Source organism: Paraglaciecola sp. 20A4, assembly GCF_011378905.1.
Taxonomy (GTDB): domain Bacteria; phylum Pseudomonadota; class Gammaproteobacteria; order Enterobacterales; family Alteromonadaceae; genus Paraglaciecola.
Window position 1 is genome coordinate 30,236 of sequence record NZ_WTPY01000022.1, and the last position, 24,081, is coordinate 54,316.

Genomic DNA, 24,081 nt, shown 5'->3' on the forward strand with positions numbered 1-24,081 from the left:
CAGTGTTTTTTTGGGGCGTTAACAGTTCTTTTGCCGCGTCAGATTATTAGCGTTTTAACACTATACGGTATTTCACGTCACCGACTCGAAGCCTTTCGAGTGCCTCATTAATGTCATCAAAAGAATAGGTTTCGATAACCGGTTTAATATTATGCAGCTTGGCGAATTCAAGCATTTTCGCGATGGTTGCTGGGCTGCCAACAGGCGAACTAGACACGCTTCGCTGCTGCGACATTAACGAAAACACACTGATTTTTAGCGGTTCGGTTATCGCCCCAACAAAATGTAATCGGCCCTTAGGGGCGAGTGTACTAATGTATGCTTCCCAATCAAGGGTGACGGCTACCGTGGATATGATCAGATCAAACTCGCCGGCGGCTTGTTTTATTTCCTCTTTATCACGGGAATTAATTACATGATGGGCACCTAACGATTTTGCTTCTCGTTTTTTTGCTTCACTTGAAGTGAATGCTGTGACCTCACATCCCCATGCATTTAGAAACTGCAAGGCTAGGTGTCCTAAGCCACCAATACCAATTACAGCCACTTTATCTGTGGGTTTGATATCAAATTCGCTTAGTGGATTAAATACCGTGATACCACCACAAAATAGCGGGCCAGCAGAGGCAAGATCAATTCCATCGGGAATAACCACAACAGCATTTTCTTGTGCGCGCACTTTGTCGGCAAAGCCCCCATGATGACCAACTATCGTCGGGCGGGCCTTAGCGCATAAGTTGTGATCTCCCGTGTCGCATAAACGACAGTGATTGCAATAACCCGCATGCCAACCTAAACCTGCAACTTGGCCAATTTTAAGCCCTTTGACTGCGCTACCGACCTGACGGATTGTGCCCACAACTTCGTGTCCGCCGACGACCGGATATTTGCTGATCCCCCATTCGTTATCGATTACGCTCAAATCACTGTGGCAAACGCCGCAATACATAACATCAAGTTCCACTTCGTTTGGCTTAAGTTCGCCAGGATCATATTCGAAGGTTGTGAGCTTGCCGCTCGGTTCATGTGCTGCGTAAGCCTTTATCATGGAGCATTCCTTATCAATGGTTAATTAACAAATCTGATCTAGGTTGAACATTGTGCAGGCAGGCACACTGATCACAATCAAAATTTGTATCATAACCATTGATAGTCAAAAAGCGGACTGGCTTATATCCCGCCCGTAAGTTACTCACTAGCACATGACGTTATGCGAGGGCATTTTGGCCCGGCATCAGTGCATGCTTGGTATATTGGCTTACCTGCGCCAAATAATGATTAATTTCACTGTCTCTTAACCATGAGACCTTAAATGCATTTTCTACCATGGTAACGATGTCTTGAGTACTGAACTGTCCTTCTCGTTGTAACTCAATATAGTTCTCATTCAAGTAGGCTCGAAAATATGCGGGATCATCGGAATTGATGGTGACCAAAATATTTTGCTCTAGCATCTGGCGTACTTCTTTTGATGTTAAGGATTGCACCACAAAGCGATTTGATACAGGACAGACGGTTAATCCGATTTTCTGTTGTTGAATTTTTTTAAGCAGTGCCGGGTCTTGTAACGCATTAACGCCGTGGTCGATTCTGTCCACTTGTATATCATCTAAACATTGTTTGATATTGGTTAGGGTGTCTAATTGATTTACATCACAATGCATGGTGAGTTTTAGATCCAAAGCGCGGGCGCGAGCAAATACCTCAGCAAACTTTGCTGGAGGATTATCCTTTTCATTAGAATCGAGTCCAACGCCCACTAACCACGGTAAATAAGGCATGGCTAGCTTAAGATGTTCCATTGCCGATTCAGCGCTTAACTCTCGAAGAAAGCACATAATTAATTGACTGCGTATACCAAGGGTCTCCTCGGCATCCAGTTGGGCTTTGTGGATGCCAGTGATGATTGTTTCAAAGCTCACCCCACGGCTGGTATGAGCTTGGGGGTCGAAGAATAGCTCCACATAAACGATATTTTCGCTGGCGGCTTTGGTTAAATAATTGAACGTGAGTTGATAAAAGTCTTCTTGCTTGATGAGAACATTCATACCCGCATAATAAATTTTTAGGAAAGATGGTAAATCGTGAAAATCGTAGGCCGCAATTAATTGCTCAGGAGTATCGAATTCTAGGGGAATATTATTTTTTGCTGCCAGGGCAAAACTTAATTCAGGTTCAAGGGTGCCCTCAAGGTGCACGTGAAGTTCTGCTTTTGGCATATTACTGATGAAACTTTGCATATCTAACGGTTGAGTGTGCAATGGATAGTCCTTTTTTTATGTTCGAATATTCACAAACGCAAAGGGCCGCTTTAGGCGTGCCGGATGGTTTATTTACAATCAATACTGGTTTAATAGAGCAAGGTTCGTGCCCACGCTAAGTAAGGAATGAAGGGGCGTTAAAAGGCACTTATGCTTTATGTAGGGGGGGATATGGAGATAGCTGCACCAGTTGAATACGCATTTAGTCTAATTGCACTAAACTGGTGCGATTTTTTAAGAGCGAATGTTAGGCCATTGCTCAAGCCTTGTTTTATCGATTCTGGTCATTATTTGGTAACCATAGATTCAATTTTTGTTGGTCGCTGATAGTTAAATAAAGCGTGTCCAGCTCGGCTTCTTCAATTTTAAGGGTAAGTTGTTTAAGTCGCTGATGACGAAGAACAAACAGATTTACCTGTGCATCCTTGGCGTACTGGCCATAAATATTGAGTAAATTTCCAGTGGTTACTTGCCAGTCATCGAGGCTAATAAGCTGATCGCCCACCTGTAAACCTGCATGGTAGGCAGGGGTATTTTCACTGACTTGGGTAATACTGACGCCAGTCTCTGATGCTTTAAAAGCTGCGCCAAACTGGTTGCTTTGCACTCGATTGGCGGGTTTACCACCCAAATCGTTAGCATCACTGCGTGCGCGGCGCTGCAGGCTTATTCCGAAGTCAGCTAATAAGGGCTGAACAGGTAATTCCTTTGTTGAACAAAGTGCATCTTGCAGAAATTGCTCGAGGGGCAGTTTGAATACGTCGAGTACGATATGGTGAATTATATCGTCAGAAGTGCCTACTCCTAACTTGCCGTGGTGCAGCCATAAATAGCGCATTACGTCATCTAAACTTAAGGTATGTTTACTCTGTATACGGATGTGTAAATCAAGGCACAGCGCTATTACTGCGCCCTTGACGTAATAACTGACAATATTGTTGATGGCGCTGGCGTCTTGTTGGTAAAACTTGGTCCAGGCATCAAAACTCGAATCGGTAACGGTTTGTTTCAACCGCCCAGCGTTTCGCTCTAAGCGTGTGAGTGTTTGTCCTAGCACCTCCAAATAGCTTTCGATGGAGGTAACGTAACTGCGCGCTAAGCTAATGTCATCGTAATAACTGGTGAAGCCTTCGTATATCCACAGTTGGGGTGTGTAAGCTTCATGCGCCAGTGCGCTTGCTTGTAGCACCGCGGGTTTAGTGCGTTTTATATGCCAGGTATGTAAAAATTCATGGCTGCATAAACTTAAAAAAGTTCGGTAGCCATCAGGCATATGGTCCGCTTGCGCAATACTCGGTAAATCATCTCGACTGTACAATAACGCGGTCGACGAAATGTGCTCAAGACCGCCAAAATCTTTGCCTGTCAGCATGGTAATGAATAAATAACGTTCCACCGGAGGCGTGTCAGCGAATAAGGCAAAATGGTGGGCACAAAGTTCGCGCAAATCTTTGGATATACGTTGTACATCACTGCGATGTCCGCCTGCCAGAATGAGTTCGAAATGGCAGGTATGGTCGTGCGTTGTGACTGTTTCATGTGGTTGATGAAGAGGCGTTACTACGTCAAAGGGAACAATATCGTAGTCACCCAATAATATAGGATGATCGATAAGATCATTGTAATCATTCGCCAAGTAATGACCAAAAGCATGATGCTGCGTGTCTTGCGTTAATGGTAACGTGGTTGCTACGCGCCAATTAGCACATGTAGGTTGCTTGGGTTTGATTAACGTTACACCTAACGATTCGTTGCGATGACCTTCAACGGCTAAAAAGGTGCTGGTGCCGTTGAAGAATGCGAAGTCGTCGAATACATAAGCGCTGCGTACCGAGAGGTCAAAGGCATAAATAGTATAATGAACGGTTATCGGACCGTTATTTGGGGGTAAAATCCAGGTTTGCTTGTCATGCTTTTCAATCGCCAACTGTGAGCCATGCTCATCTTCAGCCCTCATTTGCACGATATTTTTCGCAAAGTCGCGGATCATGTAACTGCCGGGTATCCAAGCGGGCAAAGATAATATGTGGCCCTTCGCAGATGGAATACTAATATATAAGGATACCGCTAGGGTATGACCAGCAATGGAATCTATACCAAGGGTGTAATGAATAGCAGGTGAGATTTGGGACATGGAAAAAAACCTTAAATAAAGACGCAGTGTAATTAGGTGAAGTGCTCGGAAATAATCATCTTTACGATAAACCTTTGCGAAAACACTTTATATTCGGGTAAATTTTACGTTAAATGGCTGGATTGCACCTAACTTTGTTGACTACTTTACAGGATATTTAACTCTTGCCACACAACACTGGGTTATCAAGTGATGATTTATTTAAACTGCGCTCAATGCGTCCAGGGATGGTTGTTGACTTGCAGGTTCAGTCACCCACGTTAAAAAGACGGGTTAAAACTGAATTTGTTGGCATAGACGGCAACCGTAATCTGATTTTTCGCTTTCCGGATGATAATAAGTGGGCAGGCCTTGATGGTTCGATTTACATGAATAACACCATGATTGTACGCTGTATTCTTGAAGATGAAACCGGGGTAATTGTGGCTTTCAAGGTTAAGATCACGATTGTTATCACCAAACCGTCTAAGTTGATTTTTGCTGCGTTCCCAGAAAGTATTCAAAGTCACGGTTTGCGTGCTGAGCAGCGAGCGCAAACGCGTATTGCCGCACTTTTAATTGATACCCAAGAGCGAAGCGATATCATACCTTGCTTAGTCCGTGATATTTCGAATCAAGGTTGCATGATCAGTATTGGTCGTGATGCTAAAGGCATTCGCCCTGCTATTGATCAGGAGCTTGAGTTGCTTATTCCAAACTCTCAAGGTGATGACATTAGTTTGTCTGGCCATGTACGTAATAAAAAGGAAGACGATACCCGACATTATTACGGGATCCAGTTTTGTGCCGAAGAAAATGATGTGGCTAAATTATTATCTCAACTCCTAATCAACACTGATAACCCTTAATCGCAGCAAAAGGCCAATAGACGCGGGCTAGCCTTTTAGGTATGCTCAGATTTAAGCCTGTTAATAAAATGTAAATAAGAGCGAGGGTGTTCATGCGCCGAATAGAATTGTTGTTAAATGAATATGGTCATAGTCATACCAACAAACTCAATATATTAATTCATGCGATTGCTGTGCCTGCAATCTATTTTGTGACCCTTGGGTTGCTGTGGTCGATTCCTCGGCCTGAGATAATGCTACATTTTGATGTGACGTGGGCACATATCGCCGTTGTGCCAATGCTATATTATTATTTTCGATTGTCAGGCCCCATAGGCGCCGCTATGACATTGTTAAGTGTAATCGCACTGTATGGCATCATGTTGCTTGAAGGGACAATTTACGAAGTGTGGGAAGTCTGTTTAGCCTTGTTTGTATTTATGTGGATTTTACAATTTATAGGTCACAAAATAGAAGGCAAAAGCCCATCGTTTTTTAAAGATTTGCAGTTTTTATTAGTTGGGCCTGCCTGGTGGTGGGTTCACTGGTTAAAGCGCATGAACATTCCTTATTAGTATAATCCTCCCCGTTTTTTGCCAAGTTTCGCGCTAATATGCGATAAACGGGGAAGGGCATACGCTCAACTGTAAGACCTTGGTTGACCTTTCTCGTATAATCGTTATTTCATTGAATTCTAATGGTATTTTTTGTAATGAAGTGGCAAGCTTTATTTGACACCCGTGAACGTATGTTTTGGACCCTCCATACACTTGGTTGGGGTGGGTTTGCGGTGATCTATTATATTGGCTCATTTTTGCATGATATGCGCAGTGTTTGGCTGTTCGTTATCATTTTAAATGCCTATGCTGGTTGGCTACTGACGATACCTTTGCGTTATATATATGCCCGTGCGATGAAGCTAAGCCCGATGAAAATGCTTATGATCGTGGTGGCGAGTGTTTATATTGTGGCTTTGCTATGGGCGTTGGTCAAAAACGTTAACTACTGGGAGATATACAAAAAAGGCTATCGCCCTGAAGAATGGTATATGTATTTTACCAATACGGTGAATTCATTAATCATGATTGGCTGCTGGACCGGATTATATTTCGGCATTAAAAATTATCAAATGTTGCTTAAGGAAAAACAAAATAGTTTGCGTGCTACAACTATGGCGCATCAAGCCCATATAAAAATGCTGCGTTACCAGTTAAACCCGCACTTTTTGTTTAATACCTTAAACGCTATATCGACGCTTATTTTAATGAAAGAAAATAAAACCGCAGAAGATATGGTCAGTCGGTTAAGTGACTTTTTGCGCTATTCTCTGGACAAAGATCCCATTAAAAAAGTCCCGCTTAGGCAAGAAATAGAAGCGCTTAAGCTCTATTTAGAAATCGAAAAAGTACGTTTTGAAGACCGGTTAACAATTATTTGGGATATTCAACCCAATGCTAACGACGCGTTAGTTCCTAGTTTAATACTTCAACCGCTGATTGAAAATGCCATTAAGTACGCTATTTCTAAATTAGAAGATGGCGGATGCATTGCGGTATCAGCTAAAGTATTCGGCCGAGATATGATGCTTGAGGTGACCGATAACGGCCCTGGGGCAGATTTAGATAACGGCCAAATGTACCGCGCTAATGGTGTCGGTTTACAAAATATTCAGGAACGTTTGGCGTCTTTATACAAAAATGATTTCTCGTTTAGTATTTCTAATAGTCAACCTTCTGGTATAAAAGTATGTATTCGTATTCCATTTGAGACTAAAGAAGCCCTGCATGAAGATTAACACTGTCATAATTGATGATGAACCCTTGGCCCGAAAGGGGCTTGCGATTCGCCTAGCTGAATTTAAAGAGCTAAATGTGGTTGCCCAATGTAAGAATGGTTTGGAGGCTGTCACCTTAATTCCTCAATTGCGACCCGATTTGATTTTCTTGGATATTCAAATGCCGGGTTTAAATGGGTTTCAGGTGATTAATAAGCTAAGGGAATTAAACCAACCTGTCCCTATGGTCATCTTTGTTACGGCATACGACACTTATGCGATTAAAGCCTTTGATGCACACGCGCTTGACTATGTATTAAAGCCTGTTGATGAGCGTCGATTGCGCGTCGCTGTGGACAAAGTGATTAACCATGTAACGTTACACAGCGAGTCTGATCATAAACAAACACTTGCGCAGTTGGTTGCTGATTTTACGGGTGATGATTGCGAAGATATATTACGCCGCTTAGCGATAGGCGAAGAAATCAGCACAACCCAATACGATGATGTATTAGCCATTAAAGACGGAACCGAAGTGACGAGAGTGGAGTTGGCTGAAATACAGTGGATAGATGCCGCTGGAGATTACATGTGCGTGCATGCATTAGAGCAAACTCATATTATGCGTCGCACAATGAAAGAGCTTGAAGAAGAATTAGACCCCAGATTATTTGTACGTATTCACCGTTCAGCCATTGTGAATATTAAGTTTGTGCAGAAACTTGTTAGTCATATCAGTGGCGAGTATCACCTGATCCTGACCAACGGTACCGAGCTAAAAGTAAGCAGAAGCCATCGAGATAATGTCAAAGCTATGATTAATGGCTAACGATGTTTTTTACCAATGCAAATAAAATTAACGATTTACCCTTTTTGGCGCGTGATATTTTAATAGCCAGTTAAAGCCGCTTACTGGGTTTTATGGTGAACGTTAGCGAGATCATAATGAAAAAATACCTACTGCTGTTTTGCGCTCTAAGCTTATTTATCACGGGGTGCAGCTCCAAATTTGCTTATAACAATATTGATTGGTTGATGTATTGGTATATCGATGATTATGTCGAGCTAGATAAAACGCAAAAAAAATTACTTGATGGCCACGTATCCCAGTGGATGAAATGGCATCGCGAAGACGAATTAACCGAATATCAAGCGCAGCTTGAGCAGATTAAGTTACAGATATCTCAGAACAATGTTAGCGCTCAACAATGGGAACAACATTTCAATAATGCAAAACAGCACTGGGTACGTTTTCGCGATCACATTAGTCCTGAATTAGTGCGACTTGCACCAAGTTTAAGTGATGAACAAGTTAATGCCTTGTTTGCTGAGTTGGATAAGGAAAATCAAAAGCGAATCGAAGAGCGACAGGATAGCAACGTTGAAAAACGCTTAAAAAAGAATATTAAAAATACCCAAGAAAACGCTCGGGAATTTATAGGTAAGCTAAGCGTTGAGCAAAAAAATATCATTATGAATTTTGCTGAGGATTTTCAAAGCAGCTTCGATTTATGGATGGCGTACCGCCAGCGCATACAAAGTGCGGCGCATGATATGTTACTTAATGAGCGCAAAGAAGCCCACTTCAAACAAAGTTTTTTGACCTTGCTATCACAGCCAGAGACCTATCAAGATGAAAAACTAGCGCAAATATCGACCCACAATAATCAGGTTTACGCATCTATGCTAGCAGCGTTATCAACGTCGTTAACCCCTAAGCAGCAGCGTAAAGCCATGAAAGAATTGCAAGATATCATCGATGATATTACGGATTTGCAAGAAGACTAAAAGCAAATCCACGCCCTATAGGCATTGCTAGGGTTTATAGACAGTCGTTAATATTCGCTGAGTTGTCGGACAGGGGGTGTTTTAAGTAACCGTTTCGATTTACGGGCACCTATCTTCACCAGTTTAAGGCTATGCTGTTCCCGGTAATAAGGTTGCTAGCGCATTTCTTTATGAACAGGGTAGACCTGCTGGTTTACATTGGACACAAAATGATGCGAAAAGTAGACGTTATCAGGCCGCACTCAATATCGTATAAAATAAAACTAAGTGTATTGAGTACAACGCCTGCTAAACGAGCCGTTTTTAATTGTGCTTAAAAGTCGGTTTCTTCTTGCGGTAACCATGCCCCGGCGTTAACGAGTTCACACATAAGCTGTACCCAAAAATCCTCAAGGGATAAAGAAGTAAGATTATTATTGGTCAAGTCGTATTGCCAGGAAGGGGACGATAACATACCGCAAACAGCGTCGACGTAGTTTACTGGGGCGAAATAGGCTTGGCCTTCAATAAAAAATTCTAATGGTTCGCTGGTATATTCTTTGGCTAAATATATTGGTCGAATACCAGGTTGGCGTTCAAATAGGGCTCCCTGCTCAAATAATTCGGCTATCTCTTTTAGTGAATAATCTGGATTATGCTGTGGGTCGTAGCCTTGATTTAATTGGGTATCGCTAAAGTGACAACTTAACCACCGCTCGAATTGCTCAGAGTCGATTACGTCGTGCAGCATTGCTCTGAAGCTGTTTATTTCTGTTGACGCTAATTCACTCGGGTTTTTTCGGGGCGTTAGGCCTTGGTCTTGATAACGTTTTTTAAATAGTCCTAAGTCAAGACTGTAATCTGCCAAAGAAGACAGTAAATCCTGCTGGGATGGGGCTCTAAAGCCCACTGAGTAATTCATACAATCTTCTAGCGCCACACCGTTATGAGGACAACCTGCGGGAATATAAATCATATCTCCGCACTGCAACACCTCGTCTATCACGGGCTCGAAGTCACTAATTTGGCTTAGATCTGGATGGGGAAGGTAAGGGGTAAATTCGCCTTTTTCCCCTACTTGCCAACGTCGGCTACCTTTGCCTTGAATGATAAACACGTCGTATTGATCAAGATGAGGACCCACACCTGCACCTTCGTTCGAAAAACTAACCATCAAGTCATCTAAACGCCAGTAGGGAATAAAGTCAAACATCCGAATAAGCGTATCAGCTTCACTGATATGCTGGTCTACGCTTTGAACCAACAGGCTCCATTTACCTTGGCATACACTTTCAAAGTCGTCTATAGGGCCGTGTGTAACCTGCCAAGCAGGTGGGTTGAGGGAAACAACGCGTGAATCAATTCTCGGATCTTGTGCTAACCCAGCCAGTTCGTGCTCGTCTAACGGATTGATAAAGTCTGCAAAAGCATGTTTAAAAACACCTGGGCGTTTTTGCCAATAAGATGCGAGAAAAGTGTGGGGATCAAAATTATCAAATATATACATCGTCGATACAGCCCTTTTGCTGAAAATGGTTACTTTTGTTTTTGCATTGGCAAAGCTATTTTGGATGGGATCACAGCTTCTGGCCGATCAACCAATAGGTGCGCGTTTGACCTAATCCCTTTACCGGGATTTCACCCCGAGGACTGAAATGAAATTTATTTTTTGCCATCTCGTAAGTAAATTGACTCACTTGAATGTGCTTGCTAATACTATGACTTTCCATACGTGCGGCAAGGGTAACAGCTTCACCCCATAAATCGTAACAGAATTTAGTTTGGCCAATAACACCAGCAATCACTTCCCCTGAACCAATACCAATCCGTAATCCGGAGTTCAATTGGTACTTTGTTTTGAGCAAATCAAATGCTTCACGGGCAGCCAATGCAAACTCGCAGCACTGAATTGCATGACATCGACTTTCAGCAGGGATCCCAGCGGCCGCCATGTAGCCGTCCCCAATGGTCTTAATTTTTTCTAAACCATGTATTTTGGTGAGTTTGTCGAATTGACTGAATATATCATCTAGCATATCCACCAAAGCTTCCGGTGTCAGTGATTTTGCCAACTGCGTAAAATTTTCTAAATCAAGAAAGCAAATCGAAGCCTGTTCGTAATGATCAGCAATTTTACCCTGATGTTGCTTTAAGCGATGAGCGATAGCAGCTGGCAATATATTTAATAATAATCGTTCTGAACGTTGTTGCGCACTGACCAATTTGTTTTGGGTTCGATTGACATTTCTGCCTACATGAAAGCTAGTTAACGCACAAGATAACGTGAGAAAGACGGCACTAGAAAGACTCGCTATCTGATGATATTCAGATAGGTTTTGAGGATTAATAACTAGAATAAAATAAGCTTCAATGGCCAGAAATACGCCAACATGGCAGTTGAGGCAGATCCACATAGTTGCGCCTTTAGCGCCAAAGATGAATGGGCAAACAAAGATCCCAAGCAGCAAGTAGTAATGTACATTGAGGTTCGCTTGCCATATAAAACTGGACCAAAAAATATAGCTGATAAAAATAAATATTAGCGTAAATTTAGCTAACCGCTGATATTGCGCCCAATTGAATAATGGCACGAGCATTAAGAGAACACAGTGGCAAAGTAACAAGCTGATTTTTGATAAGCCGCCAAAATTCCAATAGTAGATTGCGGTGGGCACTTGCAGCAAAAGCACAAAGATGATCATCAAGCTTAAAATATTGCTTATACGCGTGGGATTAATGTCGTTGGTGGCTGAAGGGGAAATTCCACACCAAATCCATATGTGCAATAAACGAGTGACCATGAGGTCTTCCTGTTGACCGTAGGTTAATTAGTATAGGTCAAAAAATGGATATAAATTTACTCTAACAAAAGACGAGTAAGTAAAAAGATAAAAAGCCTGAGGGACAGTGGTGAATAAAGTGAGATTAGTTATGTCGCATATAACCGTAAAAGGGTGCTTACGGTTATATGCAATACTGATGATTCAGGTATCGTCAGTTAATAGCTTATCGAGTAAATGCTTATAGTTGGTCTACCAAACCTACTGCTTGACCAATGTAATTTGCAGGCGTAAGGGCTTTAAGTTGCTCTTTAGCATTGTCTGGTAAATCGAGACCGTCAATAAATTCAGCCATAATTTGCTGATTTACTTTTTTGCCACGGGTGAGTTCTTTTAATTTTTCATAAGGTTTTTCGATACCATAACGACGCATTACCGTTTGAATTGGTTCTGCGAGCAGCTCCCAGTTATTATTCAATTCATCGAGGAGACTTTGTTCATTCACTTGTAGCTTGCTGATCCCTTTAAGCGCGGCCTGATAAGCAATAATGGCATAACCGACGCCTACGCCTAGGTTGCGCAGAACGGTTGAATCGGTCAAGTCACGTTGCCAACGAGACACCGGCAATTTAGTGGCTAGATGACCGAATAGTGCATTGGCTAAACCTAAATTACCTTCTGAGTTTTCAAAGTCGATTGGATTAACTTTATGCGGCATTGTAGATGAACCAATTTCACCGGCTATCGTTCTTTGCTTGAAGTGACCGAGTGCAATATAGCCCCAAATATCACGATTAAAATCGATCAATATGGTGTTGAAACGCGCCATTGCATCAAAAAGCTCAGCGATATAATCATGAGGTTCAATTTGGGTGGTGAATGGGTTCAATGTTACGCCTAGACTGGATACAAATTCTTGTGCGAATTGAGCCCAATCTAAATCAGGATAGGCAGATAAGTGTGCATTGTAGTTTCCTACCGCCCCGTTTACTTTTCCAAGAACTTCAACATTAGCGATTTGATTACGTTGGCGCTGCAGACGATACATCACATTCGCCATTTCTTTACCCAACGTCGTAGGAGAAGCAGGTTGGCCATGAGTACGAGCCATCATAGGCATACTCTGGTATTCCTTGGCAAGTCGCTTAAGTTCACTGACTAACTTATCACAGTAAGGTAAAACAACGCTTTCACGGGCTTCTAACAGCATTAATGCATGAGACATATTGTTGATGTCTTCAGATGTACAAGCAAAATGAATGAATTCATTGACTGCATTTAGTTCTTCGTTGTCGGCGACTTGCTCTTTTAGAAAGTACTCAACCGCTTTAACATCATGATTAGTGGTGCGTTCAATTTCTTTGATACGACCAGCATGACTTTCGTCGAACGAAGCCACAATGTTATCCAATAGTGCATTCGCTTCAGCGCTAAAAGCAGGGACTTGTTTAATTTGGGCCGTGGCTGATAACTTTTGCAACCAACGAACTTCAACTTGTACCCGATATTTTAGTAAACCGAATTCACTAAAGATGCTTCGTAACTCAGCGGTTTTCTCTGCGTAACGTCCATCGATGGGGGATACGGCGGTTAATGCGGATAACTGCATGGAATGTTTGCTCCTAACGTGATTGGTTGATTTGCGCTAATGCTTGTTCAGCGCATACGAGAGTGCGCTGCCTATTAAATAATATTTGTCGGCGTTTTCCGCCTAGTTGTCGCCACAGTACTGCTGAACGAACGCCGGCTAAAAGTAATGCACGGACTTTATGCTGATTATCACTTTGCTTGAGAAGTTGTGGATCACCCGAAACCTGAATTTTGGCTGTTATTGGGCTCACAATATCACTGTAAATACTGGCAAGATTAGACAACATTTGACTGGCAAATAAATCTAAGTGAAGTTGTTGGCGTTTAGTGTGATTAATTCTGTCACCTAACTCATTCATGCGCTTGCTAGAGCGATTCAATTTACGCTCAATACTTAGCAGATTTGCAATATAACGCGTAATCTCTGTGTCTTTAGGCTTAGTGCTATTGCCAAGTTGTGCATAAAGGGTATCGAAACCGATCTTTAAGTTGCTTAACTGCCCATATACCTGTTCGGTGTTGTCGGACTCTGTGATAACAATACTTTCAATGGTCGCTTTAAACGCCTGCTCGTCGCAGCTTCCGTGTTTAGACACTTGTTTAACCAATGCGGCGGCCTGACACACACCCGCAAGCGCGATGCACTTTTCAAAGTCGACGGTATTCAGGTCTTTTTTAGTAGAATTTTGCATTAACGAATATAGCTCTCTATTATTCCGCCACCTAAACAGACTTCATCAGCGTAAAATACGGCTGACTGCCCTGGCGTGACCGCTTTTTGCGGTTCATCAAATATGACAGTAACGCTACCATCAGCTTTAGGGGTAACTGTACAAGGGATATCATGTTGGCGATAACGGGTTTTTACGCTGCATTTTAGAGCTGATAAAGGGCCTTCTCTATCTACCCAATGCAGCTGATTCGCCACGAGTCCGTTAGAATAGAGGCGAGGGTGATTTGCCCCTTGTCCTACTATCAACACATTACGCTGCATATCTTTATCAACAACGTACCATGGCTCTTCGCCGAATTCCTTTAGTCCGCCAATCATTAAACCTTTTCGCTGACCTAAAGTATGGTACATCAGCCCTTGGTGTTGACCAATCTCTTGACCTTCAGGTGTTTCGATAACACCTGGTTGTGCGGGCAAGTACTGAGATAAGAAATCCGTGAATTTCCGTTCACCGATAAAGCATATACCGGTGCTGTCTTTTTTATCGTGGGTAATTAAACCTTGTTCTTGAGCAATTTCTCGCACGTGAGGTTTTTCAATATCGCCAATGGGGAATAACGTTTGCGCGACGTGTTGCTCACCTAAAGTATATAAGAAGTAGCTTTGATCTTTGTTATCGTCCATGCCACGTAACATCTGCCAATGGCCATTGACTTTACGGCGACGTACGTAATGCCCTGTAGCAATATAATCTGCCTCAAGTTCTTCTGCAGCAAACTCAAGAAATGCTTTAAATTTAATTTCTTTATTGCACATAATATCAGGATTAGGCGTACGCCCAGATTTGTATTCCTTTAAGAAATATTCGAATACGTTATCCCAATATTCAGCAGCGAAATTAATTTGGTGTAATTCAATACCGAGTTTATCTGCTACTGCTTGTGCGTCTCTTAAATCATCTGCGGCTGCGCAATATTCGTCATTATCGTCCTCTTCCCAATTCTTCATAAACAGGCCTTCAACTTGATAGCCTTGTTGCAGCAAAATATAGGCTGAAACGGAAGAATCGACACCACCCGACATACCAACAATGACCTTTTTTTGGTTATTGTTGGCTAACTCGGTGGCACTAAGAGTGTGGGTATAAGGCATGATAAATAACAAAGTCTCAATAAAAATGGTGGCGAATTCTAGCAAATAACAGACATAAGGTCATCCGGATTCTGCACGTAAAATGTCACAATATGTTGAGTGACCCCGGATACTAATTTAATTCTACATAGTGTCCGTTTTGAATACCATCTAAGGTCCAGTTGCCTACTCGATACCGTATCAATCTTAGGGTTGGAAACCCTATATGGGCGGTCATTCGCCTGACTTGCCTATTTTTGCCTTCACTGATGGTGATTGATAACCAACATGTTGGGATTGATTGACGAAAACGAACGGGGGGATTACGCGGCCAAACAACGGGTTCATCTATTAACTCGACCTTAGCCGGACGAGTCACGCCATCTTTTAGTTTTACACCATCACGTAAAGCTTGTAGGTCTTCGTCAGAAGGATTTCCTTCGACTTGAACCCAATAGGTTTTGCTAGTTTTCTTTTTCGGATCCGTCAACTGATTTTGTAACTTGCCATCGTTGGTTAATATCAACAGCCCTTCGCTATCTTTGTCTAAACGACCGGCTGCATATATATTGGCAATTGGAATATAATCTTTCAGAGTTTGACGGCCTGCTTCATCAGTAAATTGAGTGAGGACATTAAATGGCTTGTTAAACAGTACGATTTTTGTACGACCAGATGTGGCTTTTGGCTTTTTATATTGATTAATGTTCATTTCTTGTAACTTATTATGAATAAAATAGCTGAGTTATTTTGCACTCTGCGGCGAATTGTTTATTATCTTCCAGCGAATTTTTCATTGTAACTTTATCCTGATGTCAGGATCGGATGTGTTAATTCCTGATAAATTTACTAAATGACGGGTATTTCGCGGCAGTTTTTGCGCTTATTTATCAGTCTACACTAATCCGGTAGCTCTCTACCGCAACATTTGAGGTATATAATGACAACTCAGAAGTCAAAGATTATCTATACGAAAACCGATGAAGCCCCGTTACTAGCAACTTATTCTTTGCTGCCAATAATAGAGTCATTCGCTTCATCTGCCGACATCGAAATTGAACTTAGTGACATTTCTTTGGCTGCTCGTATCTTGGCCAATTTTGCTGATTATTTGAGTGACGAGCAGAAAGTACCCGACGCCTTAGCTGAACTAGGCGAGCTCACACAAGACCCAGCAACAAATATCATTAAGTTACCTAACGTCAGTGCTTCTAAGCCTCAGTTAAAGGCTGCAATCAAAGAGTTAAACGACAAGGGGTATAAAGTTCCAGCGTATCCTGAAGACCCGTCTACCGACGAAGAAAAAGCAATTGAAGCGCGTTACTCTAAAATATTGGGCAGTGCTGTTAACCCGGTTCTACGTGAAGGCAACTCTGATCGCCGTGCCCCGAAAGCAGTAAAAAGCTACGCACGCAAAAACCCACATTCAATGGGACCTTGGAGCCAAGCATCACAAACTCATGTTGCTCATATGCGTGGTGGTGACTTCTATTCAGGCGAAAAATCAGTCACCGTTGAAAAAGCGGGACACGTACGCATCGAATTTACTGACAAAGATGGCACAGTCAAGATATTAAAGCCACGTGTGGATTTGTTAGCCGGTGAAGTTATTGACGGCATGTTTATGAGTAAGAAAGCCCTTTGTGAATTCTTTGAAGAACAAATTGAAGACGCAAAAAAGACCGGTATCCTTTTCTCACTGCACGTCAAAGCAACCATGATGAAGGTGTCTCACCCCATTGTATTTGGTCACTGTGTTAAAGTTTTCTATAAAAAATTATTTGAAAAATACGCTGATTTATTCGAAGAGCTAGGGGTTGATGCGAATAACGGCTTGGGCAGCGTTTACGACAAAATATCTACTTTGCCTGAATCACAGCGTGCCGAAATTCAATCTGATATTAATGCTTGTTATGCTGATCGTCCTCCGATTGCTATGGTGAACTCTGATAAAGGTATTTCAAACCTACACGTACCAAGCGATGTCATTGTTGATGCGTCGATGCCAGCGATGATTCGTTCTTCTGGGCAAATGTGGGGTCCTGATGGAAAATTGCATGATACTAAAGCGGTTATTCCTGAAAGTACTTATGCAACCATTTATCAAGAAATGATTAACTTCTGTAAAACTCACGGTGCATTCGATCCTACCACCATGGGCTCTGTGTCCAATGTGGGTTTGATGGCGCAAAAAGCGGAAGAATATGGTTCACATGACAAAACGTTTGAAATCGCGGGTGAAGGCGTTGTACGTATTATTGACCAAGATGAAAATGTACTTATTGAGCACAATGTCGAAGATGGCGATATCTGGCGTATGTGTCAGGCAAAAGATGAGCCTATTCGTGATTGGGTAAAACTTGCGGTTAATCGTGCTCGTCAATCAGGAGACCCAGCGATTTTCTGGTTAGATGATGAACGTGCTCATGACGCTCAGCTTATTCTTAAAGTGAACAAGTATCTTAAAGATCACGATACCGACGGTTTACACATCGAAATTATGGCGCCAGTTCGTGCCATTAGATATTCGATGGAGCGTGTAATTCGCGGTTTAGACACTATTTCAGTATCAGGTAACGTATTACGCGATTATCTAACTGATTTATTCCCGATCCTTGAGTTGGGCACCAGTGCTAAAATGTTGTCTATTGTGCCATTAATGGCCGGTGGTGGCTTGTTTGAGACTGGAGCGGGCGGCAGTGCACCTAAACATGTTCAACAATTTGTTGAAGAAGGTCATTTACGTTGGGATTCCCTAGGTGAATTTTTAGCCATCGCGGTATCTATTGAAGATTTAGCCATTAAAAATGAGAACGCGAAAGCAAAAATTTTGGCTAAAACGTTAGATAAAGCGACTGAAAAATTACTGAATGAAGGTAAGTCACCTCAACGTAAAGCGGGCCAACTCGATAACCGCGGCAGCCATTTTTACTTAGCAATGTATTGGGCTGAAGCGTTAGCAAATCAGAGTGATGATGCTGAATTAGCGAGCAAATTTTCGTCATTGTTTGATAAGTTAAGCAAAAATGAAACGAAAATTATGTCTGAAATTGATTCGACTCAAGGCGCGCCAGAAGATATTGGTGGTTATTACTTCCCTGATGAGAAAAAGATTACTAAAGCCATGTGCCCAAGTGATACGTTAAATAACATCCTAAAAGAATTTAAATAATAAATTTTAATTAGGCATAAAAAAGCAGACCCTCGGGTCTGCTTTTTTTATGACCAATCGTTACTGTTCGGGCTCACCGTTGAAATCAATGTTTTCAGCATGTAGTCCTTTCGGTCCTTGCTGTACATCATACTTCACTTCTTGCCCTGCTTTTAAGGAGCGATATCCTTCCATTTGAATGGTTGAGTAATGCGCAAAAATGTCATCACCACCGTCCTCTGGAACAATAAAACCAAACCCTTTCGCATTGTTAAACCATTTTACTTTGCCAACAGCCATACTTCTGCTTCCTTTTAATCCCTTGAACTGACGCATATTTATCCCCACAATGAAGTATGGGGAAGGCGAAAATGTTAAAATAACAATCGTCGCACTAGAAAATGTAGATTTTTTAACCTGTTTTTGTCAAGGATAAATTGATAAATAAGTAAATGTTAATAAAACTGCAAAATTTGCACTAAGGGCACTATTCTTCTTATTATGAGCAAAGACAACACTATTAATATTGAGCGCGAAAAGCAGCTAGATACGGTTAAGCAGAAATTAGCACCGCCACCCATGTATAAAGTTTTGCTGAATAACGATGATTACACGCCGATGGATTTCGTGATTGAAGTATTGGTTAGGTTTTTCAACTTGGACTCAGAAAAAGCCCATCAAATTATGTTGACTGTGCATTATCGTGGTCGAGCCGTTTGTGGTGTATATACCGCCGAGATAGCTGAGACTAAAGTTATGCAAGTCACCCAGTATGCCAAGAAGCATCAGCATCCGTTGATGTGTACTATGGAACAGGTTTAGCGCAGTAAGAGGGTCTAAAAATGTTAAATAAAGAATTAGAACAAACGTTAAATGAAGCGTTTATCTTTGCCAGAGAGCATAGACATGAATTCATGACCGTCGAGCACCTTTTATTAGCCTTGCTCGACAATGGCTCCGCAACCGAAGCGCTTAAAGCCTGTGGCGCGAACGTAGATGTGATTAAAAAGGAATTAACCGACTTCGTTAAAGACACCACGCCTTTATTGCTTGAAGATGCAAATAATGAACGCGAAACTCAACCAACGTTAGGTTTCCAGCGTGTATTGCAGCGAGCGGTCTTCCACGTGCAGTCCTCCGGTAAAGAAGAAGTGACTGGGGCAAATGTATTGGTTGCTATTTTCAGTGAGCAAGAGTCTCAAGCTGTGTACATTTTGAAAAAAGCAGATGTCACACGTCTTGATGTCGTTAATTTTATTTCACACGGTGTATCAAAAAGTGATGACAGTACACCTCACTCTATTGAGCAGGATGAAGAGGGGGCGACCCAAGAAGCTGGCTCTTCTATGCTCGATCAATACACCACTAATTTAAATGAGTTGGCGAAAGCGGGTAAAATAGACCCTCTTATTGGGCGAGATTTTGAGGTTGAACGCAGTATTCAAATATTGTGTCGCCGTCGTAAAAACAACCCATTGCTAGTCGGTGAAGCGGGGGTCGGTAAAACGGCCATTGCAGAAGGTTTAGCATTTCGAATTATTCATAATGACGTGCCTGAGGTTATCGCTAACGCCATAATTTACTCATTGGATATGGGAACTCTTCTCGCGGGGACTAAATACCGTGGTGACTTCGAGAAGCGTCTTAAAGGTATATTGAAAGAGTTGGCTAAGGATCCTGACGCGATATTATTTATTGATGAAATCCATACCATTATTGGTGCGGGTGCGGCGTCGGGTGGGGTGATGGACGCTTCTAATTTGCTAAAACCGAAGTTAAGTAGCGGCGAATTGCGCTGCATGGGCTCAACAACTTATCAGGAATACCAAGGTATTTTTGAGAAAGATCGCGCATTAGCGCGCCGTTTTCAAAAAATCGATGTAATTGAACCGTCAGTATCTGATACCACAAAAATTTTGATGGGATTGAAGTCTCGTTACGAAGAACACCACAGTGTGCGCTTTACCCATAAAGCGCTGCGAGCCGCGGCCGAGCTTTCTGCTAAGTATATCAATGAACGCCATTTACCAGACAAGGCGATAGACGTAATGGATGAAGCGGGTGCCAGTCAACGTTTATTGCCGCCTTCAAAGCGTAAGAAAACGATTGGGGTGACCGACATTGAACACATCATTTCGAAGATTGCACGTATCCCTGAAAAATCTGTGTCGTCTAGCGATAAAGAGTCGTTGAAGAATCTTGATCGAGATTTAAAACTAGTGGTGTTTGGCCAAGATCAAGCTATTGATACATTGACTGATGCCATTCGTTTATCTCGAGCCGGTCTAGGCGCTGAAACGAAACCCATTGGTAGCTTCTTGTTTGCAGGACCCACAGGGGTTGGTAAAACGGAAATAACCCAACAGCTGTCGAAAATTATGGGTGTGGAATTATTACGCTTTGATATGTCTGAATACATGGAGCGTCATGCTGTTAGTCGATTGATAGGCGCGCCCCCAGGTTATGTGGGCTTTGATCAAGGTGGTTTACTAACCGATGCAGTGATTAAAAACCCTCATTCAGTTGTGTTATTGGATGAGATTGAGAAAGCGCATCCAGATGTATTCAATCTTCTGTTGCAAGTGATGGATCACGGCACGCTCACAGATAATAACGGCCGCAAGGTCGACTTCCGCAATGTCGTATTAGTTATGACGACCAATGCTGGGGTGCAAGAAACCATTCGTAAATCGATTGGCTTTAAAGAGCAGGATCATAGTCACGATGCGATGTCGGAAATCAACAAGACGTTTACACCTGAGTTTAGGAATCGCTTGGACGCTATAGTATGGTTTAACCATCTAGAACAAGACGTGATATTGCAGGTTGTCGATAAGTTTATTGTTGAGTTGCAAGTTCAGCTGGATAACAAAGGTGTGTCGTTAGACGTCACAAACGATGCGAGACAGTGGTTGGCTGAACAAGGTTACGATCGCAACATGGGCGCACGGCCGATGGCGCGTGTTATTCAACAGCATGTTAAGAAAGAACTGGCCAGTGAATTGTTGTTCGGTGAGTTAAGCCAGGGCGGCAGTGTGAAGATTTCCCTGAAAAACAAAAAATTGGTGTTTACCTTTAAGGCACTAAAAGAAGCTAAGTCTGAAGCTTAAATAGAAAATAAGGTATTTGGCGCGTAAAATACGTCAAATACTAAATTTTAGATATAGAAAAAGGCCCAGTGTTGTAAAACACTGGGCCTTTTCGTTTGCTTTAGATATTAACGAGCGCGGTAAATAATACGGCCCTTCGATAAATCATATGGCGTCATTTCACATGTTACTTTGTCGCCCGTTAAGATGCGGATATAGTTCTTACGCATCTTTCCTGAAATATGTGCAGTAACAACGTGACCGTTTTCTAATTCGACACGAAACATAGTATTTGGAAGGGTATCCAACACTGTACCTTCCATTTCAATACAATCTTCTTTCGCCATGTAGCTCTGTTACCTCTATAAAATAATAAGTGTCAAAAATGCCGCGCAGATTTTGCCCAATAAAGGCGGTCGTGTAAAGCTTTACCAGTCTTTTTTTGAAATTAACTGCCATTTTTGCTCAATAAAACGCTCATGGGGTAAAAAATTGCGCTTGTAATGCATTTTTTGACAGCTATCTATTTGGTAACCCAAATATAAATGCTGCTTATTCAGACGCTTCGCAATCGCAATTTGTTGCAACACTGCGAACGTACCGAGTGACCGTTGAGCAAGTGACGGCTTAAAAAACGTGTAAACAGCCGATAATGCCTTTTCGAGTGGATCGGTGACGGCTATCCCAACCAATTTACCCTCAAGGTGCAATTCTATGTAGAGGGGAGCCAACCATTCGCCATGGGCAAAACTGGCGTATTGTTCTGGCGTGGCAGGGTACATGCTTCCATCTTGATGACGAGAATTAATGTAATTTTCGTAAAGCGGATAGTAACCAGGCTTGTCTTCTTCGCTGAGTACCACTGTAATGTCGCTGTTACGGGCTAAGATACGTTTTTGGCTTCGAGAAGCTACAAAGTCATTCACCGGAACCCGAATAGCCTGACAAGCGTGACAGGCTTCACAATGAGGTCGATAAATTTGCGCTCCGCTACGGCGAAAGCCTGCGCCCATTAGCATTTCGTAATAGCTGTTATGCCCATTTTGTTCAGCATAGACTAATAAGGTTTCTTGCTCGTTCGGCAGATAACTGCAGGTAAAGCTTTGACTGATACCAAACTTCATTGCGATTTAGTTAATTCCCTAGATTGCCACAGTGAAGTGGGAGTGGGTTGTTGAACCGCAAGCTTAAGTTGACTTAGAAAATCATTTCTAGGAATTTCGATACAACCCAAACTCGCTAAGTGATCATTCTGCAACTGACAATCAATAAATTTGCAGCCACTTTCCCGTAGTAACGTAACTAAATAAAACATAGCAAGCTTAGAAGCATTCGTCGCGTAATGAAACATAGATTCGCCACAAAAAAGATTACCAGGCGTAACACCATATAAGCCGCCGACTAACGTATCGTTATCCCAAACCTCGATAGAGTGGGCGCTTCCATAATGATGTAAATCGATATAGGCATTTATCATATCTTGGGTGATCCAGGTACCTGAAACTTGCCGGCGTACTTCAGCGCAGGCTCGGATAACCTTTTCAAAGTTCAGGTTTACTGTCACTTTATAGGATGTTTTGCGAATAAATTTGGCTAGGCTTTTTGATACTATAAAATTGTCTAATGGCAGGATACCTCTTGGATCGGGCGACCACCATAATATGGGTTCATTGGTACTAAACCAGGGAAATATACCGTGTTGGTAGGCATGTAATAATCGGGCTATCGACAAATCCCCTCCAAAAGCAAGTAAACCAGGGGGATCATTTAAGGCGTTTACTGGCGATGGAAAGTCCAGGGATTTATCTAATTGAAAGAGTTCAATCATACAGGCTCAGTGGATATAAAATGAAAAAGGCCTCAAAGGAGGCCCAAAGAAAGCGTTTTTAAAGTGCGTCTAAATATTTTTCAGCATCGAGGGCGGCCATACAGCCTGTTCCTGCTGAAGTGATCGCTTGGCGATAAACATGATCACTCACATCACCCGCAGCAAATACCCCTTCAACACTTGTTTGGGTGGCATTACCGGCCGTACCGCTATTGACTTTAATATAGCCATCTTTCATTTCGAGTTGACCTTCGAAAATAGCCGTATTGGGCTGATGACCGATCGCTACGAAAAGCCCCATAACGTCTAATTCTTGGGTTTCTTCAGAGGTGGTCGATTTTATCCGTACGCCTGTTACGCCCATCTGGTCGCCAAGGACTTCATCTAGCGTACTATTTAAATGCAATGTAACATTACCGTTTTCGGCTTTGTCTAATAGACGCTGAGCTAGAATTTTTTCACTTCTGAATGTTTCACGTCTGTGAATAACATGCACTTCCGAGGCGATATTTGAAAGATAAAGCGCTTCTTCAACAGCAGTGTTGCCGCCACCAATAACAGCGACTTTTTGATTGCGATAGAAGAATCCGTCACATGTCGCACAGGCTGATACACCTTTACCCATAAATGCGGTTTCTGATTCCATGCCTAAATACTTAGCCGATGCTCCAGTACAGATAATTAAAGCATCACAGGTATAAGTCGCTTGGTCACCAACTAAGGTAAATGGACGTTTGGAAAAGTCCGTTTTACTAATGTGATCAAAAATAATTTCAGTATCAAATTTTTCAGCATGCTGTTGCATGCGAACCATCAGATCAGGACCCGTTAAACCTTCGGCGTCGCCCGGCCAGTTTTCGACTTCAGTTGTGGTCGTAAGCTGTCCACCTTGCTGAATGCCGGTAAGCAGTACTGGGTTTAAGTTTGCTCGAGCTGCATAAACTGCTGCTGAATAACCCGCAGGGCCTGAGCCTAGAATAAGTAATTTTACGTGCCTTGATTCAGACATTAATGTCTCCAAAATGAATTTGTGGGCGATTTTATGCAATAGCGCCAATTAGGTAAAGAGGTTCCCC

The 24,081-nt window shown here is 42.3% G+C and carries 22 protein-coding genes; 8 read left to right on the forward strand and 14 right to left on the reverse strand.

The window, feature by feature from the left end:
* Positions 1-46 precede the first annotated feature (46 nt).
* The 3 genes from GQS54_RS17005 to GQS54_RS17015 all read right to left on the reverse strand — a co-directional run bounded on the left by GQS54_RS17005 (position 47) and on the right by GQS54_RS17015 (position 4,395).
* A complete protein-coding gene (locus tag GQS54_RS17005) occupies positions 47-1,048 on the reverse strand; it encodes an NAD(P)-dependent alcohol dehydrogenase (protein ID WP_166425147.1) in 1,002 nt (333 codons plus the stop codon).
* 160 nt (positions 1,049-1,208) lie between these two features.
* Positions 1,209-2,261: an adenosine deaminase gene (gene add, locus GQS54_RS17010; RefSeq protein ID WP_240919987.1), complete on the reverse strand. Its 1,053-nt coding sequence runs from the start codon at positions 2,259-2,261 to the stop codon at positions 1,209-1,211.
* 271 nt (positions 2,262-2,532) lie between these two features.
* Positions 2,533-4,395, reverse strand: a complete 1,863-nt coding sequence (locus GQS54_RS17015; protein WP_166425148.1) for a PDZ domain-containing protein — start codon at positions 4,393-4,395, stop codon at positions 2,533-2,535.
* A 227-nt stretch (positions 4,396-4,622) separates the two neighbouring features.
* On the opposite strand from GQS54_RS17015, the gene GQS54_RS17020 reads away from it, so the two are divergent.
* The 5 genes from GQS54_RS17020 (at position 4,623) to GQS54_RS17040 (ending at position 8,784) form a co-directional block, all read left to right on the forward strand.
* Positions 4,623-5,243 (forward strand): PilZ domain-containing protein, encoded by a 621-nt coding sequence (locus tag GQS54_RS17020; protein ID WP_166425183.1) that lies wholly within the window; start codon positions 4,623-4,625, stop codon positions 5,241-5,243.
* A gap of 92 nt (positions 5,244-5,335) precedes the next feature.
* Positions 5,336-5,797 carry an Mpo1-like protein gene (locus tag GQS54_RS17025; protein WP_166425149.1) on the forward strand — a complete coding sequence of 154 codons (462 nt, stop codon included), beginning with the start codon at positions 5,336-5,338 and terminating at the stop codon, positions 5,795-5,797.
* Between the two features lie 137 nt (positions 5,798-5,934).
* Positions 5,935-7,017: a histidine kinase gene (locus GQS54_RS17030; protein WP_166425150.1), complete on the forward strand. Its 1,083-nt coding sequence runs from the start codon at positions 5,935-5,937 to the stop codon at positions 7,015-7,017.
* A complete protein-coding gene (locus GQS54_RS17035) occupies positions 7,007-7,825 on the forward strand; it encodes a LytTR family DNA-binding domain-containing protein (protein ID WP_166425151.1) in 819 nt (272 codons plus the stop codon). The genes GQS54_RS17030 and GQS54_RS17035 overlap by 11 nt, the downstream gene beginning before the upstream one ends.
* A gap of 116 nt (positions 7,826-7,941) precedes the next feature.
* Entirely contained in the window at positions 7,942-8,784 is an 843-nt protein-coding gene (locus GQS54_RS17040; protein WP_166425152.1) for a DUF6279 family lipoprotein, read from the forward strand.
* Positions 8,785-9,097: 313 nt separating this feature from the next.
* Here the strand turns inward: GQS54_RS17040 and GQS54_RS17045 are convergent, their stop codons facing one another.
* The 6 genes from GQS54_RS17045 to GQS54_RS17070 form a co-directional block, all read right to left on the reverse strand.
* Positions 9,098-10,270, reverse strand: a complete 1,173-nt coding sequence (locus GQS54_RS17045) for a cupin domain-containing protein (protein ID WP_166425153.1) — start codon at positions 10,268-10,270, stop codon at positions 9,098-9,100.
* Between the two features lie 70 nt (positions 10,271-10,340).
* The gene (locus GQS54_RS17050; RefSeq protein WP_166425154.1) at positions 10,341-11,564 is read right to left on the reverse strand and encodes an adenylate/guanylate cyclase domain-containing protein; all 1,224 of its coding nucleotides are present in this window, start codon (positions 11,562-11,564) and stop codon (positions 10,341-10,343) included.
* A 220-nt stretch (positions 11,565-11,784) separates the two neighbouring features.
* Positions 11,785-13,152 (reverse strand): adenylosuccinate lyase, encoded by a 1,368-nt coding sequence (gene purB / locus GQS54_RS17055; protein ID WP_166425155.1) that lies wholly within the window; start codon positions 13,150-13,152, stop codon positions 11,785-11,787.
* 13 nt (positions 13,153-13,165) lie between these two features.
* Positions 13,166-13,825, reverse strand: coding sequence for a high frequency lysogenization protein HflD (gene hflD / locus GQS54_RS17060; protein WP_166425156.1), 660 nt, complete (start codon positions 13,823-13,825; stop codon positions 13,166-13,168).
* Entirely contained in the window at positions 13,825-14,958 is a 1,134-nt protein-coding gene (gene mnmA, locus GQS54_RS17065) for a tRNA 2-thiouridine(34) synthase MnmA (protein ID WP_166425157.1), read from the reverse strand. The genes hflD and mnmA overlap by 1 nt, the downstream gene beginning before the upstream one ends.
* A gap of 112 nt (positions 14,959-15,070) precedes the next feature.
* Complete coding sequence (locus tag GQS54_RS17070) at positions 15,071-15,649, reverse strand: pseudouridine synthase (RefSeq protein WP_166425158.1); 579 nt, start codon at positions 15,647-15,649, stop codon at positions 15,071-15,073.
* Positions 15,650-15,877: 228 nt separating this feature from the next.
* Between GQS54_RS17070 and GQS54_RS17075 the strand changes: the two genes are divergently transcribed.
* The gene (locus tag GQS54_RS17075) at positions 15,878-18,109 is read left to right on the forward strand and encodes an NADP-dependent isocitrate dehydrogenase (RefSeq protein ID WP_166425159.1); all 2,232 of its coding nucleotides are present in this window, start codon (positions 15,878-15,880) and stop codon (positions 18,107-18,109) included.
* A 60-nt stretch (positions 18,110-18,169) separates the two neighbouring features.
* Here GQS54_RS17075 and cspD read toward each other — a convergent pair whose 3' ends face one another.
* Entirely contained in the window at positions 18,170-18,388 is a 219-nt protein-coding gene (gene cspD / locus GQS54_RS17080) for a cold shock domain-containing protein CspD (RefSeq protein ID WP_006990872.1), read from the reverse strand.
* Between the two features lie 201 nt (positions 18,389-18,589).
* Here cspD and clpS point away from each other — a divergent pair, with 201 nt between their 5' ends.
* The gene (gene clpS, locus GQS54_RS17085; protein WP_006990871.1) at positions 18,590-18,910 is read left to right on the forward strand and encodes an ATP-dependent Clp protease adapter ClpS; all 321 of its coding nucleotides are present in this window, start codon (positions 18,590-18,592) and stop codon (positions 18,908-18,910) included.
* Between the two features lie 20 nt (positions 18,911-18,930).
* On the forward strand, positions 18,931-21,198 hold the full coding sequence (clpA, locus tag GQS54_RS17090) for an ATP-dependent Clp protease ATP-binding subunit ClpA (protein WP_166425160.1): 2,268 nt from the start codon (positions 18,931-18,933) through the stop codon (positions 21,196-21,198).
* Positions 21,199-21,305: 107 nt separating this feature from the next.
* Here the strand turns inward: clpA and infA are convergent, their stop codons facing one another.
* From infA to trxB, 4 genes are all read right to left on the reverse strand, one after another.
* Positions 21,306-21,524 (reverse strand): translation initiation factor IF-1, encoded by a 219-nt coding sequence (gene infA, locus GQS54_RS17095; protein ID WP_006990869.1) that lies wholly within the window; start codon positions 21,522-21,524, stop codon positions 21,306-21,308.
* Positions 21,525-21,605: 81 nt separating this feature from the next.
* On the reverse strand, positions 21,606-22,301 hold the full coding sequence (locus GQS54_RS17100) for an arginyltransferase (protein WP_166425161.1): 696 nt from the start codon (positions 22,299-22,301) through the stop codon (positions 21,606-21,608).
* Positions 22,298-23,005 (reverse strand): leucyl/phenylalanyl-tRNA--protein transferase, encoded by a 708-nt coding sequence (gene aat, locus GQS54_RS17105; protein WP_166425162.1) that lies wholly within the window; start codon positions 23,003-23,005, stop codon positions 22,298-22,300. The genes GQS54_RS17100 and aat overlap by 4 nt, the downstream gene beginning before the upstream one ends.
* Before the next feature lie 58 nt (positions 23,006-23,063).
* Entirely contained in the window at positions 23,064-24,014 is a 951-nt protein-coding gene (trxB, locus tag GQS54_RS17110) for a thioredoxin-disulfide reductase (protein WP_166425163.1), read from the reverse strand.
* Positions 24,015-24,081: the final 67 nt, after the last annotated feature.